Here is a 14,722-nt window from a genome sequence, read left to right as displayed (position 1 = left end):
AGCTTCGGAATTTCATCCATTCATGGGACGCAATCATCCCGTCAGGAGAATTCATGTCACAGGTCACCACCGCCACACCCGAGATCGAGATCCCGTCGATCCCCCTGCGCGAGCTCGCCCCGTGGGCGCTGTTCTTCGGCCTCATCGGGGCCTTCATCCTCTTCTTCATCAGCGCTGACCAGGGCGCGGTGTCGATCCCGGCCGGCACGGCCATCCACGAGTGGGTCCACGATGGACGCCACCTGCTCGGATTCCCCTGCCACTGATCTGCCCCGACCCAGCCGGACCGCCCACGGGCGTCCGGCTTTCTCGGCATACCCGAACGGATTGACATGACCCCCCGCAACTTCCTCGTACGAGGACTTCTCGCCGGCCTGATCGCCGGCATCCTGACCTTCGCGGTGGCCTACATCGCCGGCGAGCCCTCGGTCGACGCCGCCATCAAGGTCGAGTCGGCCGGCGAAGCCCCGCACGCACACGGCCAGTCGGCTCCCGCCACGCACGACGGCGACCACCACGAAGAGAACGGCACCGAGGTGTCGCGCCAGAACCAGTCCACGTGGGGCCTCGCCACCGCGACCATCTCGACCGGCATCGCGTTCGGCGGCATCGTGGCCCTGGCCGCAGCATTCGCCCTCGGCCGCATCGGCCGACTGCGCCCGAGCCAGTCCACCGCACTCGTCGCGGCCCTCGGCTTCGTGTCGGTCGCACTGGTGCCGTTCATCAAGTACCCGGCCACCCCGCCGGCCGTCGGCAACGCCGACACGATCGGCTCCCGCACGACGCAGTACTTCGTGATGCTGGCGATCTCGGTGCTCGCGATGGTCGCCGCCGTGATGCTGTTCCGCAAGCTCGTCGACCGGTTCGGCACCTACACCGCCGTCCTGACGAGTGCCGGCGCCTACCTCGCGGCGGTGATCCTCGCCGGCGCACTCATGCCGACCGTCAACGAGATCGGCGACTTCCCGGGTGACACGCTCTGGTACTTCCGTCGCGGCTCGCTCCTGACCCTCGCCACGCTGTGGGGCGTCATCGGCATCGCGCTGACCGGCCTGATCGGCAAGCTGTACGCCCAGGAGTCGGCGACGCAGGCCCGGCGCGACCTGGCGGCGAGCCTGTGACGGCCACGTACGAGCCGGTCGCGGCTCCTTCCGAGGTCGTCCGCGCCGCTGCGGCCGAACGACTCGCGGGTCTCGCCACGCCTCCCGGCGCGCTGGGGCGGCTCGGCGACCTGGCGATATGGATCGCGGCGACGCAGAGCATGGTCCCGCCGTCGCCCGTGAGCCACGTGCGCGCGGTCATCTTCGCCGGAGACCACGGTGTCTCCGACCACGGCGTCTCGGCGTTCCCCAAGGCCATCACCCCGGCCATGGTCCGCACGTTCCTGATGGGCAAGGCCGGCGTCTCGGTGCTCGCCGCCCAGCACGGCGTGTCCGTCCGCGTGCTCGACCTCGGCGTCGACGACGAGCTCGAGGGCGTGGCTCCCGAGGTCACGCGGTTCAAGGTCCGCCGCGGCAGCGGCGCGATCCACCTCGAGGACGCACTCACGGCCGACGAGACGCTCCAGGCCATCGCGGCGGGTGAGACCGTCGCCGCCGAGGAGATCGCCGCCGGCGCACAACTGCTGATCAGCGGCGACATGGGCATCGGCAACACCACGCCTGCCGCCGCCCTGATCGCCGCGTCGCTCGGCCTGCCGGCCATGGAGGTCACGGGGCGCGGCACCGGCATCGACGAGTCCGCCCTCGCGCACAAGATGGCGGTCGTCCAGCAGGCCCTCGACCGGACCCGCGAACGCACCGGCGACCCGATCGACACCCTCACGGCACTCGGCAGCGCCGACCTCGCCGCAGCGGCGGGCTTCATGGCCGCCGCGGCACGGGCAGGCGTACCCGTGCTGCTCGACGGGGTCATCTCCGTGGCGGCTGCCGTCATGGCCGACCGGTTGGCTCCGGGCGCGGCAGCCTGGTTCGCTGCCGGGCACCGGTCGACCGAGCCCGCGCAGTCGCTGGCGCTGGCCAAGCTCGGCCTCGAGCCGATCCTCGACGTCGGCATGCGGCTCGGCGAGGGCAGTGGCGCGGTCGCCGCGGTGCCGCTCGTACGCTCCGCGGCCCTGCTGCTCTCCGACGTGGCGTTGCTCGCCGACCTGATGTGACGAACTCCTGGCGGCTCGCCGTCGGCACGCTGACCGCCCTGCGGTGGCGTCATCCGACGGTCGTCGACCGGGGCGTCGCCGGCCGGGCGATGGTGATCGCGCCACTCGCGGTCGTCCCGCTCGGCCTGCTCGTCGGGCTCGTCTCGTGGGCCGGTCGGGAGCTGGAGCTGGCGCCCCTCGCCGTCGCGTTCATCGCCGTGGGCGCCCTGGCCCTCGGGAGCCGGGCGCTGCACCTCGACGGGTTGTCGGACGTCGCCGACGGGCTCACGGCGTCGTACGACCGCGAGCGCTCGCTCGCGGTCATGAAGGGCGGCACGGCCGGGCCCGCCGGCGCCGCTGCACTGGTCGTCGTGCTCGGCATCCAGGCGGTCTCGCTGGCGGCTGTGCTGTCGGCGCCTCGCGGTCCCGTCGTCGCCGGCCTGGTCGTCTGCTGCTCGCGGGCGATCCTCTCGGTGTGCTGCGCCCGTGGGATCCCGGCCGCTCGGGCCGACGGTCTTGCCGTGACGTACGCCGGAGCGGTCGGGCGTGCGTCGGCCGTCGTCGCGTGGCTCCTGGTCGCCCTCGCGTGCGCCGGCGTGCTCGACTGGGCCGGCTGGCCGTGGTGGCGCGGGCTCGTCGTCGCCGGCGCCGGGCTGCTCGTCGGTGCGGCTCTGACCTACCGCTGCGTCCACCGGTTCGGCGGCGTCACCGGTGACGTGTTCGGGGCGGCGATCGAGGTCACCCTGGCGGCGATGCTCGTTGCCGCGTCCTGAACAATTCTCGGCGTGAAGCTCACCCCCTGCGACTGGTCGGACCCCGACGCCGTCGCCCTGCGCGCTGCCCAACGAGTCGACATCGAGGCGCGCTACGGCACGCCCGACAGCGAGCCCGGTCCGGCTCCGACCGCCGACGACATCACGGCGTTCTTCCTCCTGCGTGACGGCGACGAGGCCGTGGCGTGCGGCGGCCTGCGCGCGATCGACGCGACGAGCGGCGAGATCAAACGGATGTTCGTGCCCACCGAGCATCGCGGTCGTGGATTCTCGCGGATCGTCCTCAACGGCCTCGAGAAGCACGCGCGATCGCTCGGCTGGAACCGGCTGCTGCTCGAGACCGGTGACCGTCAGCCCGAGGCCGTCGGCCTGTACGAGTCGGCCGGCTATCGCCGCATCCCCAGCTTCGGCCACTACGCCGGCAGCGACCTGTCCCTCTGCTTCGCCAAGGACCTCTAGCGTCACCGGTTTACCAAGAGGTCACGGCGTTGTGCCACTCCTCAAGGCGCACACACCGTGAGGAGTGCCTGTTTGCCCTGACCTCTTGGTAAACCGCGCCACGCGCGTCAGAGCCGCAGCACGCGACCGGCGACGACGAGCATGACGTCGTCGCACTCCTCGGCGACGCGCTGGTTGACCGTGCCGAGCAGGTCGCGGAACACCCGGCCGGACCTGTGCTCCGGCACGACGCTCATGCCGACCTCGTTGGTCACCGCCACGACGGTGCCCTGGTGCTCGGCGATCGCAGTCAGTGCCTCGTCGAGCCGCTCGAACAGCACCGGCTCCCAGTCCTCGAGCACCGCGTCCCAACCGTCGAGCTCGTCGATCACCGAGGTGAGCCACGTGCCGAGGCAGTCGATCAGCACCGCCCCGTCGGCCGATCTCACGGCCTCGCCGAGATCGCTCGTCTCGACGGTCTTCCAGTACGACGGTCGCCGGCTCTGGTGCCGCGCCACCCGCGCCGCCCACTCCGGATCCGACACCGGATCGGCCGCGGGCCCCGGCGCGACGTAGGTGACCGTCGGCTCGGCGAGCAGCAACGACTCGGCGTGGAACGACTTGCCGGAGCGCACACCGCCCGTGATCAGGACCTTCATCGCACCTCGCTACTGTCGACCTCACCATACCGACCACGACCGTTCCCTGAGGAGCCCGAATGCGCGCACGTGCCGCAGGCCTCGCCCTGGGATTCGCCGCTGACCGCGTGTTCGGCGACCCGGCCCGTTTCCACCCCGTCGCCGGCTTCGGCCTGATGGCCCGCGACGTCGAACGGCAGGTCTACCGCAATCACCGCACGATGGGCCTCGCCTACACCTCGGTGCTCGTCAGCGGCGTCGCGACCGCCGGGTTCCTGGCCGAGCGCGTGGTCGCGCACCGACCCGTCATGCGTACGCTCCTCACGGCCGCGACGACGTGGGCTGCGCTGGGCGGCCGCTCGCTGTCGCGGGAGGCGTCGTACGTACGCGCGTGGCTCGACGCCGACAACCTGCCGGAGGCTCGCCAACAGCTGACCCACCTCGTCGGGCGCGATCCGTCGGACCTCGACCAGCAGGAGATCTCCCGCGCCGTTGTCGAGTCGGTCGCCGAGAACACCTCAGACGCCGTCGTCGCCCCCCTGCTCGCCGGCGCGGTCGGCGGAGTCGCCGGCATCGCGGCCTACCGGGCGGCCAACACCCTCGACGCGATGGTGGGCTACCGCAGCCCGCGTTATCGCGAGTTCGGCTGGGCCTCGGCCCGGCTCGACGACGTGCTCAACCTCGTCCCGGCCCGCGTGTCGGCCCTGCTGGCCGCCGCCCTCGCACCGGTCGTCGGCGGCAGTCGCGAAGCGGCCCTGCGCACCTGGACCCGCGACGCGCGCCGCCACCCGAGCCCCAACGCCGGACCCGTCGAGGCGGCCTTCGCCGGCGCCCTCGGCGTGCAGCTCGGCGGCACCAACGTCTACGGCGAGCGGGTCGAGCACCGCCCGACCCTCGGCGACGGCCCCGTCGCCCTGCCGGCGGACATCGACCGCTCGGTACGCCTTGCCGATGCGGTCGGCCTCGGAGCCCTCGCGGTCAGCGTGGTCGTGGCCCTCAAACGCCGCCGATGACCCACGCAGCGGCAGCACCAGGATCGCTGACGAGCTCGACCTCGACCGGCACCGCCGAGCGCCGGACGATCACGACCTCGAGACCCCGTTCGTTGGCGACCTGCATCTTGGACCACGTGTAGGAGCCGCCGGAGTCCTTCGTCACCAGCACGTCGACCTCCGCCATGACCCGGCGCTCGTCCTCCAGCGCGTACGGGCCGCGGCTCCGCAGCAGCGTCCACGCCGCAGGCAGCTCGAAGTCCGGCTCGTCGACGACTCTGACGAGGGCGGCCTTGCCGGCCAACGCATCGACGAATCGGTGGAGCGACTGCCGGCCGATCGTGAGGAACGGCCGGTCGCCCAGGGTCGCGGTCAGTCCCGCGGCCTCGTCGTGGTCGTCGACCCAGTGCCAGCGATCAGAACCCGGGGCCTCGGACCAGCCCGGTCGTTCGAGCCTCAGCAGCGGCACGCCGTCGGCGTGGCACGCGGCGACGGCGTTGGCGCTCATGCCCTCCGCGAACGGATGCGTCGCATCGACGACGGCCGAGATGCGCATCTCCATGAGGTACGCCCGCAGGCCGGCCACCCCGCCAAAGCCGCCGATCTGCACCGCGCCGACCGGCATCCGCGGCTGTGCGACGCGACCGGCGAGCGATGACACGAAACGTACGCCGGCGTCCTGCAGCAGCTCCGCGAGCTCGCGGGCCTCGGACGTACCGCCGAGCACCAGCACCGTCATGCGATCGCCCCAGGCGGCAGCACCGGCACCGACGGCGCACCGTCGGTCGCGATCGCGAGGAGCGCGTCGACGTCCAGGTGCCGCTCGACCAGGTCACCGAGCAGGTCGAGCCGCTGCTCGCGGCGAGCGCCGAAGCTGACGTCCGACGGCTCGTACGCCTGCCCGTTCAGGCTCGCGACCTCGGCGAGGAACGCACGGCGGAACCCGTCGGACTCCAGGCTGCCGTGCCACATCGTGCCGAACACGTTGGCCGAGCGGGCACCGCCGAGGAACTCCTCGTCGCCGCCGCGCGAGATGCGCCCGTGGTGGATCTCGTAGCCCGTCACGTCGGTGCCGAGTGCCGTCCCGGCCGGCAGCCGCAGCACCTTGCCGGCACGGAACGTCGTGGTCACGTCGAGCAGACCGAGCCCGTCGACCGTCGCACCGGCTTCGCCCTCGACCCCGTCGGGATCGCTGACCGTCCGCCCGAGCATCTGGAACCCTCCGCAGATGCCGAGCACCGGCAGGCCCGCGGCCGCGTGATCGAGCACCGCTCGGTCGAGGCCCCGCGACCGCAGCCAGGCGAGATCGGAGATCGTGGCGCGCGTACCGGGCAGCACGATGACATCGGCACCGCTGAGGTCGTGCGGCTTGGCGGCGAAGACGACGTCAAGCCCCGGCTCCAGGCCGAGCGCGTCGACGTCGGTGAAGTTGCTGATGCGCGGCATCCGGACCACCGCGACCCGGAGCGCACCATCACGGTCCGTCGAGCGTCTGCCCTCGAGGTCGAGGGCGTCCTCGGAGTCGAGCCACACGTCGGGGCTCCACGGCAGCACGCCGTACACGCGCCGACCGGTCAGCGCCTCGAGCCGGTCGAGCCCGGGCTTGAGCAACGCCTCGTCACCACGGAACTTGTTGACCACGAATCCCGCGACGAGCCTCTGGTCATCGGGCTCGAGCAGGGCCACCGTGCCGTACATCGCGGCGAACACCCCGCCTCGATCGATGTCGCCGACCACCACAGTGGGGATGTCGGCGTGCCTGGCCAGACCCATGTTGACGTAGTCGCCGGCTCGCAGGTTGATCTCCGCGGGACTGCCGGCGCCCTCGCTCACGACGAGGTCGAAGCGCGAGGCCAGCTCGTCGTACGCCTCATGGGCCGCAGCGGCCAGGTGCGTGCGCCCGCCGATGAACTCCGCCGACGAGATCTCGCCCGCCGGCCGGCCCATGACGACGACGTGGCTCTTGCGCTCGCCGCCGGGCTTGAGCAGCACGGGATTCATCGCGGCCTCCGGGACGGCGCCGGCGGCGAGCGCCTGGATCCACTGGGCGCGGCCGATCTCGGCCCCGTCGGCGCACACCATCGAGTTGTTGGACATGTTCTGCGCCTTGAAGGGCGCGACCTTCAACCCACGACGCGCGAACGCCCGGCACAGGCCGGTCGTGACGATGCTCTTGCCCGCGTCCGACGTCGTGCCGGCGACCAGCAACGACCCGGTCATGGCGTACGCGCTGCGTTGAGCCAGCCGTGCAGCAGGCGGGTGATCCAGGGCAGGGCGAGGTAGGTCATGAGCGGCGTCATGACCGCGACGGTCGCCAGCACCCGCAGCGGCAGCCACCAGTCGGCGGCGAAGTCCTTGGCGACGTAGTTGGCCGCGAGGCTCAGTGGGAAGAACACGATGAAGATCGCGCACATCTGCTTCCACCGCGGCGGCGGAGGCGCGGTGCTCCGCAGGTCCTGCACGTCGACGCTGGACGGCTCGTCGAACCAGCCCTCGATGCCGGTGCGGTGCTCGCGCGACGACTCGTCGACGAAGCCCTGCGCCGAATCGAGCCACCAGCGGCGCTGCGCCGAGAGCTCCCACGCCTCGAGCGACTCCGGCGACGAGAACCGGTAGAGCATGTGCCACTCGGCCGACGACTCCTCAGGGCGTACCCACCCCGAGCCCAGGAACCCGTCGAACCGCTCGGCCAGCTCGGTGCCGGCGCGCAGCCACGCGAGCATCTGGTCCTCCTGCGACGGATCCACCTGTCGCGTGATGGAGACGGTGACGGGCCCGGACATGCCACCAGCCTAGGACCGGGCTTGACCCGTGCCGACCGCGCCTGACGCGAGTACCTTGTGGACCATGGCTCTCAGCGACGACGTCCGCATCGCCCTCGACGGCAAGTGGCGCCACGTCAGGGAACAGGCACGCAAGGACCTCGCCGAGCTCGACCTCGCCTACGACCACGACCTCACGCTCGACGAGGCCCGCGCACGGGTCCTCGAGCAGATGCACAAGCTGGTCCCGACGGGCATCCCAGCGGCCGGGTTCCGGGTCGAGAGTGGCGGCACGGGCGACCCCGGCATGGCCGTGACCGGCATCGAGATGCTCGCCCAGTTCGACCTGTCGCTGATGGTCAAGGCCGGCGTGCAGTGGGGCCTGTTCGGCGGAGCGATCGAGAACCTCGGCACCGAACGGCACCACAAGAAGTACATTCCCGGCCTCATCAACCTCGACATCCTCGGCTGCTTCGCGATGACCGAGACGGGTCACGGCAGCGACGTGCAGAGCCTCGAGACCACCGCGACGTACGACCTGGCGACCGAGGAGTTCGTCATCAACTCGCCGACGCCGTCGTCGCGCAAGGACTACATCGGTGGTGCCGCCGCGCATGCCCAGGTCGCGGCGGTCTTCGCGCAGCTCATCACCAAGGGCGAGAACCACGGCGTGCACTGCTTCGTCGTGCCGCTGCGCGATGACAAGGGCAACGACCTGCCGGGCATCACGACGTCCGACGACTTCCACAAGGGTGGGCTCGGCGCGGTCGACAACGGCCGCATCGTCTTCGACCACGTCCGCGTGCCTCGCGAGAACCTGCTCAACAAGTACGGACAGGTCGACCAGGGCGGCACCTACTCCTCGCCGATCGAGAGCAGCAACGCACGGTTCTTCACGATGCTCGGCACCCTCATCCGCGGCCGGATCAGCGTCGGCGGGTCCGCCAGCGCGGCGACCGAGGTGGCGCTCAGCATCGCCGGCCGCTACGCCCTCAAGCGCCGCCAGTTCGGCCCCGAGCCGGGCAACGAGATCCTGCTGATGGACTACCGGATGCACCAGCGCCGCCTGCTGCCGCTGATCGCCCGGTCGTACGCCTATCGGTTCGCCCAGAACCAGCTCGTCGCCCGCATGGACACGGTCCAGAGCGCCGAGGAACCGCCACCCCCGCACCAGCAGCGCGAGCTCGAGAGCCGCGCGGCCGGGCTCAAGGCCGCCCAGACCTGGCATGCGACCCGGGCGATCCAGGAGGCCCGGGAGGCCTGCGGTGGCGCCGGCTACCTCGCCGAGAACCGGCTCACGACGCTCAAGGGCGACACCGACGTCTTCACGACGTTCGAAGGTGACAACCACGTCCTGTTCCAGCTCGTCGCCAAGGAGCTGCTCACGTCGTACGCCCAGGAGGTCGGCGGCCTCGACCCCGTCGGCCTCGTACGTTTCGCGGCCGGCACCGTGGCCGACGTCGTCAAGGAGCGCACCGCGGCGTCCCAGCTCATCCAGCGGCTGATCGACGCCCGGCCCGGTGGCAGCGACGACAACCACGACCTGCTCGACCGTGGCACGCAGCTCAACCTGTTCGAGGACCGTGAGCAGCACGTGCTCGAGACCGCCGCTCGCCGCCTGCGGCGGGCCAACAGCGGCGACAAGGCCGAGGCGTTCGCGGTGTTCAACGCCGCCCAGGACCACGTCATCCGCGCCGGTCGGGTCCACATCGAGCGCGTCGTGCTCGAGGCGTTCACCGCGGGCATCGCCCGCACCGAGAGCCCTGAGGCGCAGGAGCTGCTCCGCGACGTCTGCTCGCTCTACGCGCTGACCTCGATCGAGGAGGACCTCGCGTGGTTCATGGGCCACAACCGGCTCGCCGACACCCGCGCCAAGACCGTCACGTCGCTGGTCAACGAGCTGCTCGAAAAGCTGCGCCCGCACACCCTCACGCTGATCGAGGGCTTCGGCGTCCCGGTGAGCACACTCAACGCCGCGATGCTCGACGACTGACTGGCGCGAGATAGGCGAAACCATGTCCGCATCCCTCGTCCGTCTGGAACACTGAGGCTCCTTGTTGTCTCAACCTCCCGGGGAACACTCATGCGTACAACCACAGCGGTCCGACTCGGCGCCGCGTTCACTGCCTCCGCCCTCGCACTGTCGCTCGGCGTCGGCAGCGCCACTGCTGAGGACGGCAGCACCGGCACCCAGACCGCCAAGCTCGGTGTGGTCACGCCCGACACCGGCGCCGCCAAGATCAAGCTCTCGGACGCCCGCCAGCTCGCCAGGACGCCGATCGGACGGTCGGCCCCGAAGTCGACCGGACGCATGGCTGTCGATCCGCCTGCGCACGTGCTGTCGGGATTCGGTCAGAAGCACATCGTGCTCGATCAGCCGGGCTTCTGGATCTACGAAGGCAATCCGATCGTCACGGATCCGGGCGGCGTGGACCTGCTCAGGTCTCACCTCACGGTCCGAGGCACCGATCGGGGCTTGCAGGAGCTCGCTTTCCACGGCGTGCTGCCGGCCGACTACTACGGTGGCAATGCCGGCCTGATCGTGGACACCACGAAGATTGCGCTTGGCAAGTCCCACCTCGGGCCCAGCGTCATCACCCACCAGTCCGCGCCGGGGGTGCCGGACCCGAACACCCCGGCGAGCAACGACCCGCTCGTCGGCGGCTCGTTCTACATCCGCCGGGCGACCGGTTCGCTCGCGCCGTCGACCAAGTACCCCTTCGAGATCTACCGCATCGGCAAGAAGATCAAGTTCACCGCCAACAACTGGAAGATCTTCCAGCCGTCGACCGGCAAGTACGTCGGGCTCGGTTCGATCAAGCTGCAGTACCGCCGCTCCGACGGCTCATACTCGACGCTCAAGACGATGTCGCTCAACTCGTACGGCACCGGCTACTACTGGCGGACGGACTCGACCAAGCGTCGCTACCGCCTGCTGATCTCGACGACCGAGACGGCTCAGGGCTCGTACAGCCAGACCAGCGGCACCATCTGATCCAGCTCCACCGACAAGACCCCGCCCCTGTGGGGGCGGGGTCTTGGTCGTTGGTTGCGCTGCGTGGCTCAGCCGGCTCGCTCAGCCTTCGGAAAAGTCTCCGGCGGAGGATCTGAGGCTTCGCAGCAGGTCGTACGTCCGGTCCTGCTGCTCGGCGTCGAGACCGTTGATCGCGAAGTCGATCGACATGATCTGCTTCGTCGCCTTCGCCAGCACGGCCTCACCCTCGGGCGTGAGCTCGGCGAACGTCCGGCGCCGGTCCTCGATGTCGGCGACGCGCTTGACCAGGCCTTGAGCCTCGAGCCGGTCCATCGCGTTGGTCACCGACGTGGGGTGCACCATGAGGCGCTCGCCGATCTTGCTCAGCGGCAGCCGGCCGGTCGAGCTGAACGACAGCAGCACCAGGACCTCGTAGCGCGCGAACGTGATGCCGTACGGTTTCAGGGCCGCATCGAGCTCGGCGATGATGAGCTGCTGCACACGCATGATCGAGGTCGCGAGACGCATCGAGGTCGGATCGCCGATGTGCTTCGTCCACAGCTCGGACGCGCGCTCGATCGGATCGAATGGCAGCTTGGGATCCCCTGGCATGGGCACCATCGTAAGGGGAATGCGTCACACCGAGTGGCAATTAGTTGGATGCCCGACTATTTTAAGACCTAGGAAATATTCACCGCTGCACCGAGATCGAGGACCATGAGCGCGCACGACATGCACACGCCGAAGCATCCCGTACGTTTCGTCACCGCGTCAGCCCTGTTCGACGGCCACGACGCCTCGATCAACATCATGCGCCGCATCCTGCAGTCGCAGGGCGCCGAGGTCATCCACCTCGGTCACAACCGCTCGGTGCAGGAAGTCGTCGACGCCGCGATCGACGAGGACGTCCAGGGCGTCGCGGTCAGCTCCTACCAGGGCGGCCACGTCGAGTACTTCGAGTACCTCGTGGAGTCGCTGCGTGAGCGCGGGGCCGGCCACGTCAAGGTGTACGGCGGCGGTGGCGGCGTCATCGTGCCCGAGGAGATCACCCGCCTCCGGGAGGCGGGCGTCACGATCTTCTCCCCCGAGGACGGCCAGCGCCTCGGCCTCGCCGGCATGATCAACACGATGATCGAGGCCTGCGACGTCGATCTCTGGGCGGACCGACAGACGGGTGCCGACGCGGTGCTCGCGGGCGACCGTGGCGCGCTCGCCCGCGCCGTCACGGGTGCCGAGCTCGGCCAGCTCGACGCGCACTTCATCGAGGCGATCCGTTCGGCGTCAGCCTCGTCCGGCACGCCGGTGCTCGGCATCACCGGGACCGGCGGTTCCGGCAAGTCGTCGCTGACCGACGAGCTCGTTCGACGGTTCCGCCTCGACCAGCAGGACAAGCTGCGCATCGGTGTCATCGCCGTCGACCCGACCCGGCGCCGCGGTGGCGGCGCGCTGCTCGGCGACCGCATCCGGATGAACTCGCTCGACGGCGACCGCATCTACTTCCGCTCGCTCGCGACCCGTGGCAGCCACGAGCTGCCCGACTGCCTGCCAGTCGTCGTCGACCTGCTCAAGGCCGCCGGCCACGACCTCGTGATCGTCGAGACCCCGGGCATCGGCCAGGGCGATGCGGCGATCGTCCCCTACGTCGACACGTCGATGTACGTCATGACGCCGGAGTTCGGTGCCGCGTCGCAGCTGGAGAAGATCGACATGCTCGACTTCGCCGACGTCGTCGCGATCAACAAGTTCGAGCGCCGCGGCGCCAAGGACGCCCTGCGCGACGTCGGCCGCCAGCTCGTGCGCAACCGCGAGGCGTTCGGCAAGAAGCCCGAGGACATGCCGGTGTTCGGCACGTCGGCCGCGACGTTCAACGACGACGGGGTCACCGCGCTGTTCCAGCACCTCGTCTCGGTGCTCGAACCTCAAGGGCTCGCCGTCACCGAGGGCATCCTGCCTCGCGCCGACGTGAAGTTCTCCAGCGGCATCGACCAGGTCGTGCCGCCCGAGCGCACGCGCTACCTCGCCGAGATCACCGAGACCGTACGCGCCTATCACGCCACGACCGACGACCTCGTCGCCAAGGCGCGCCGCCTTCAACGGCTCGAGGCGGTGGCGTCCGAAGACCTTTCGACAAGCTCAAGAGAAGAGCTGGCGGCTCTCGTCGACGACGCCCGCAAGCAGCTCCCGCACGACGTCGCGGAGCAGATCGAGGGCTGGCCCGCGGTCGTCGAGACGTACGCCGGCGACGAGCTCGTCGTGCGCATCCGCGAGACCGACAACCGCACGGCGCTGACCCGTGAGTCGCTGTCCGGCACCAAGGTGCGCCGGGTCAGCCTGCCCAGGCACACCGACCACGGCGACCTCGTGCGCTACTGGCGCACCGAGAACCTGCCGGGCCATTTCCCGTTCACCGCGGGCGTGTTCCCGTTCAAGCGCGACGGCGAGGACCCCGCTCGTATGTTCGCCGGTGAGGGCGACCCGTTCCGCACCAACCGGCGCTTCAAGCTGCTCTCCGAGGACGGCGACGCAACGCGGCTCTCCACCGCATTCGACTCGGTCACGCTCTACGGCCGAGACCCCGACCTGCGCCCCGACATCTACGGCAAGGTCGGCACGTCCGGCGTCTCGGTCGCGACGCTCGACGACATGAAGGCGCTCTACGACGGGTTCGACCTGATCTCGCCGTCGACCTCGGTGTCGATGACGATCAACGGCCCGGCGCCGACGGTCCTCGCGTTCTTCCTCAACACCGCGATCGACCAGCAGGTCGACGTGTTCCGCGCCGAGCACGACCGCGAGCCCGACGCCGAGGAGTACGACGTCCTGCGGTCGTACGCACTGCAGAACGTGCGCGGCACGGTGCAGGCCGACATCCTCAAGGAGGACCAGGGCCAGAACACGTGCCTGTTCTCCACCGAGTTCAGCCTGCGGATGATGGCCGACATCCAGGAATGGTTCATCGAGCACCAGGTGCGCAACTTCTACTCCGTCAGCATCTCGGGTTATCACATCGCCGAGGCCGGGGCGAACCCCATCAGCCAGCTGGCGTTCACGCTCGCCAACGGCTTCACGTACGTCGAGGCCTACCTCGCACGCGGCATGGACATCGACGACTTCGCGCCCAACCTGTCGTTCTTCTTCTCCAACGGCATGGACGTCGAGTACTCCGTGCTGGGCCGGGTCGCCCGGCGCATCTGGGCCATCACGATGCGCGACAAGTACGGCGCCAACGAACGCTCGCAGAAGCTCAAGTACCACGTGCAGACCTCGGGCCGCTCGCTGCACGCGCAGGAGATGAGCTTCAACGACATCCGCACGACGTTGCAGGCGCTCATCGCGATCTACGACAACGCCAACAGCCTGCACACCAACGCGTACGACGAGGCCGTCACGACCCCGTCGGAGGAGTCCGTGCGCCGGGCACTGGCGATCCAGCTCGTCATCAACCGCGAGTGGGGCCTGGCGATGAACGAGAACCCCACGCAGGGCGCCTACATCATCGACGAGCTCACGGATCTGCTCGAGGAGGCCGTGCTCGCCGAGTTCGACCGCATCAACGAGCGCGGTGGCGTGCTCGGCGCGATGGAGACCGGCTACCAGCGCGGCCGCATCCAGGACGAGTCGATGCTCTACGAGCAGCGCAAGCACGACGGCTCGCTGCCGATCGTCGGCGTCAACACGTTCCGCAATCCGCACGCCGACGAGCTCGAGCCGCCGACCGTCGAGCTCGCCCGCGCGACCGAGACCGAGAAGTCCTCGCAGCTCGAACGCGTCCAGTCGTTCCAGCAGACCCACCGCGACGAGGCCGCCGAGGCGATCGAGCGGCTCAAGCAGGCCGCGATCCACCACGAGAACGTCTTCGCGGTGCTGATGGACGCGGCGCGCGTCTGCTCCCTGCAGCAGGTCACCGAGGCGTTCTTCGAGGTGGGCGGCCAGTACCGCCGCAACGTCTAGCCCGGGCGCGAACCCGCCACAACCTTTCGGGGTCGGCGCGCATCTCTTGAGATGACGACG

Annotated in this window: 14 protein-coding genes; 9 read left to right on the top strand and 5 right to left on the bottom strand. The window is 69.9% G+C overall.

Features of this window, described 5'->3' with window-relative positions; translation table 11 throughout:
* Positions 1–53 precede the first annotated feature (53 nt).
* The 5 genes from ASC61_RS08595 (at position 54) to ASC61_RS08575 (ending at position 3,366) form a co-directional block, all read left to right on the top strand.
* Complete coding sequence (locus ASC61_RS08595) at positions 54–266, top strand: CbtB domain-containing protein (protein ID WP_056210964.1); 213 nt, start codon at positions 54–56, stop codon at positions 264–266.
* Positions 267–332: 66 nt separating this feature from the next.
* Entirely contained in the window at positions 333–1,121 is a 789-nt protein-coding gene (locus ASC61_RS08590; RefSeq protein WP_056210962.1) for a CbtA family protein, read from the top strand.
* Positions 1,118–2,155, top strand: coding sequence for a nicotinate-nucleotide--dimethylbenzimidazole phosphoribosyltransferase (gene cobT, locus ASC61_RS08585; RefSeq protein ID WP_056210960.1), 1,038 nt, complete (start codon positions 1,118–1,120; stop codon positions 2,153–2,155). The genes ASC61_RS08590 and cobT overlap by 4 nt, the downstream gene beginning before the upstream one ends.
* Positions 2,152–2,907 (top strand): adenosylcobinamide-GDP ribazoletransferase, encoded by a 756-nt coding sequence (locus ASC61_RS08580; RefSeq protein ID WP_056210958.1) that lies wholly within the window; start codon positions 2,152–2,154, stop codon positions 2,905–2,907. The genes cobT and ASC61_RS08580 overlap by 4 nt, the downstream gene beginning before the upstream one ends.
* A gap of 12 nt (positions 2,908–2,919) precedes the next feature.
* On the top strand, positions 2,920–3,366 hold the full coding sequence (locus tag ASC61_RS08575; protein ID WP_056210956.1) for a GNAT family N-acetyltransferase: 447 nt from the start codon (positions 2,920–2,922) through the stop codon (positions 3,364–3,366).
* A gap of 107 nt (positions 3,367–3,473) precedes the next feature.
* Here ASC61_RS08575 and cobU read toward each other — a convergent pair whose 3' ends face one another.
* A complete protein-coding gene (gene cobU / locus ASC61_RS08570) occupies positions 3,474–4,004 on the bottom strand; it encodes a bifunctional adenosylcobinamide kinase/adenosylcobinamide-phosphate guanylyltransferase (protein WP_056210954.1) in 531 nt (176 codons plus the stop codon).
* Positions 4,005–4,063: 59 nt separating this feature from the next.
* Here cobU and ASC61_RS08565 point away from each other — a divergent pair, with 59 nt between their 5' ends.
* Complete coding sequence (locus ASC61_RS08565) at positions 4,064–4,996, top strand: cobalamin biosynthesis protein (RefSeq protein WP_056210952.1); 933 nt, start codon at positions 4,064–4,066, stop codon at positions 4,994–4,996.
* Here the strand turns inward: ASC61_RS08565 and ASC61_RS08560 are convergent.
* The 3 genes from ASC61_RS08560 to ASC61_RS08550 are packed head-to-tail and all read right to left on the bottom strand — an operon-like array spanning position 4,980 to position 7,758.
* Entirely contained in the window at positions 4,980–5,714 is a 735-nt protein-coding gene (locus ASC61_RS08560; protein WP_056210950.1) for a cobalt-precorrin-6A reductase, read from the bottom strand. The genes ASC61_RS08565 and ASC61_RS08560 overlap by 17 nt on opposite strands.
* Complete coding sequence (locus ASC61_RS08555) at positions 5,711–7,195, bottom strand: cobyric acid synthase (protein ID WP_056210948.1); 1,485 nt, start codon at positions 7,193–7,195, stop codon at positions 5,711–5,713. Before ASC61_RS08555 ends, ASC61_RS08560 begins: the two co-directional genes overlap by 4 nt.
* The gene (locus ASC61_RS08550; protein WP_056210946.1) at positions 7,192–7,758 is read right to left on the bottom strand and encodes an antibiotic biosynthesis monooxygenase; all 567 of its coding nucleotides are present in this window, start codon (positions 7,756–7,758) and stop codon (positions 7,192–7,194) included. The genes ASC61_RS08555 and ASC61_RS08550 overlap by 4 nt, the downstream gene beginning before the upstream one ends.
* Before the next feature lie 64 nt (positions 7,759–7,822).
* Between ASC61_RS08550 and ASC61_RS08545 the strand changes: the two genes are divergently transcribed.
* Positions 7,823–9,730: an acyl-CoA dehydrogenase family protein gene (locus ASC61_RS08545; protein ID WP_056210944.1), complete on the top strand. Its 1,908-nt coding sequence runs from the start codon at positions 7,823–7,825 to the stop codon at positions 9,728–9,730.
* Positions 9,731–9,820: 90 nt separating this feature from the next.
* Positions 9,821–10,732 (top strand): hypothetical protein, encoded by a 912-nt coding sequence (locus ASC61_RS08540; protein WP_056210943.1) that lies wholly within the window; start codon positions 9,821–9,823, stop codon positions 10,730–10,732.
* 81 nt (positions 10,733–10,813) lie between these two features.
* Here the strand turns inward: ASC61_RS08540 and ASC61_RS08535 are convergent, their stop codons facing one another.
* Positions 10,814–11,323 (bottom strand): MarR family winged helix-turn-helix transcriptional regulator, encoded by a 510-nt coding sequence (locus ASC61_RS08535; protein WP_056210941.1) that lies wholly within the window; start codon positions 11,321–11,323, stop codon positions 10,814–10,816.
* A gap of 105 nt (positions 11,324–11,428) precedes the next feature.
* Between ASC61_RS08535 and icmF the strand changes: the two genes are divergently transcribed.
* Positions 11,429–14,662 (top strand): fused isobutyryl-CoA mutase/GTPase IcmF, encoded by a 3,234-nt coding sequence (icmF, locus tag ASC61_RS08530; protein WP_056210939.1) that lies wholly within the window; start codon positions 11,429–11,431, stop codon positions 14,660–14,662.
* Positions 14,663–14,722 lie beyond the last annotated feature (60 nt).

Origin of the sequence: Aeromicrobium sp. Root344, assembly GCF_001425755.1 — a bacterium.
GTDB lineage: Bacteria > Actinomycetota > Actinomycetes > Propionibacteriales > Nocardioidaceae > Aeromicrobium.
The sequence above is the reverse complement of the archived record's forward strand: the minus strand, read 5'-3'. Positions and strand labels throughout refer to the sequence as shown.

Coding starts and splice junctions, on each gene's coding strand:
- ASC61_RS08595 (WP_056210964.1), top strand. CDS start 54: ATGTCACAGGTCACCACCGCCACACCCGAGATCGAGATCCCGTCGATC.
- ASC61_RS08590 (WP_056210962.1), top strand. CDS start 333: ATGACCCCCCGCAACTTCCTCGTACGAGGACTTCTCGCCGGCCTGATC.
- cobU (WP_056210954.1), bottom strand. CDS start 4,004: ATGAAGGTCCTGATCACGGGCGGTGTGCGCTCCGGCAAGTCGTTCCAC.
- ASC61_RS08565 (WP_056210952.1), top strand. CDS start 4,064: ATGCGCGCACGTGCCGCAGGCCTCGCCCTGGGATTCGCCGCTGACCGC.
- ASC61_RS08560 (WP_056210950.1), bottom strand. CDS start 5,714: ATGACGGTGCTGGTGCTCGGCGGTACGTCCGAGGCCCGCGAGCTCGCG.
- ASC61_RS08555 (WP_056210948.1), bottom strand. CDS start 7,195: ATGACCGGGTCGTTGCTGGTCGCCGGCACGACGTCGGACGCGGGCAAG.
- ASC61_RS08550 (WP_056210946.1), bottom strand. CDS start 7,758: ATGTCCGGGCCCGTCACCGTCTCCATCACGCGACAGGTGGATCCGTCG.
- ASC61_RS08545 (WP_056210944.1), top strand. CDS start 7,823: ATGGCTCTCAGCGACGACGTCCGCATCGCCCTCGACGGCAAGTGGCGC.
- ASC61_RS08540 (WP_056210943.1), top strand. CDS start 9,821: ATGCGTACAACCACAGCGGTCCGACTCGGCGCCGCGTTCACTGCCTCC.
- ASC61_RS08535 (WP_056210941.1), bottom strand. CDS start 11,323: ATGCCAGGGGATCCCAAGCTGCCATTCGATCCGATCGAGCGCGCGTCC.
- icmF (WP_056210939.1), top strand. CDS start 11,429: ATGAGCGCGCACGACATGCACACGCCGAAGCATCCCGTACGTTTCGTC.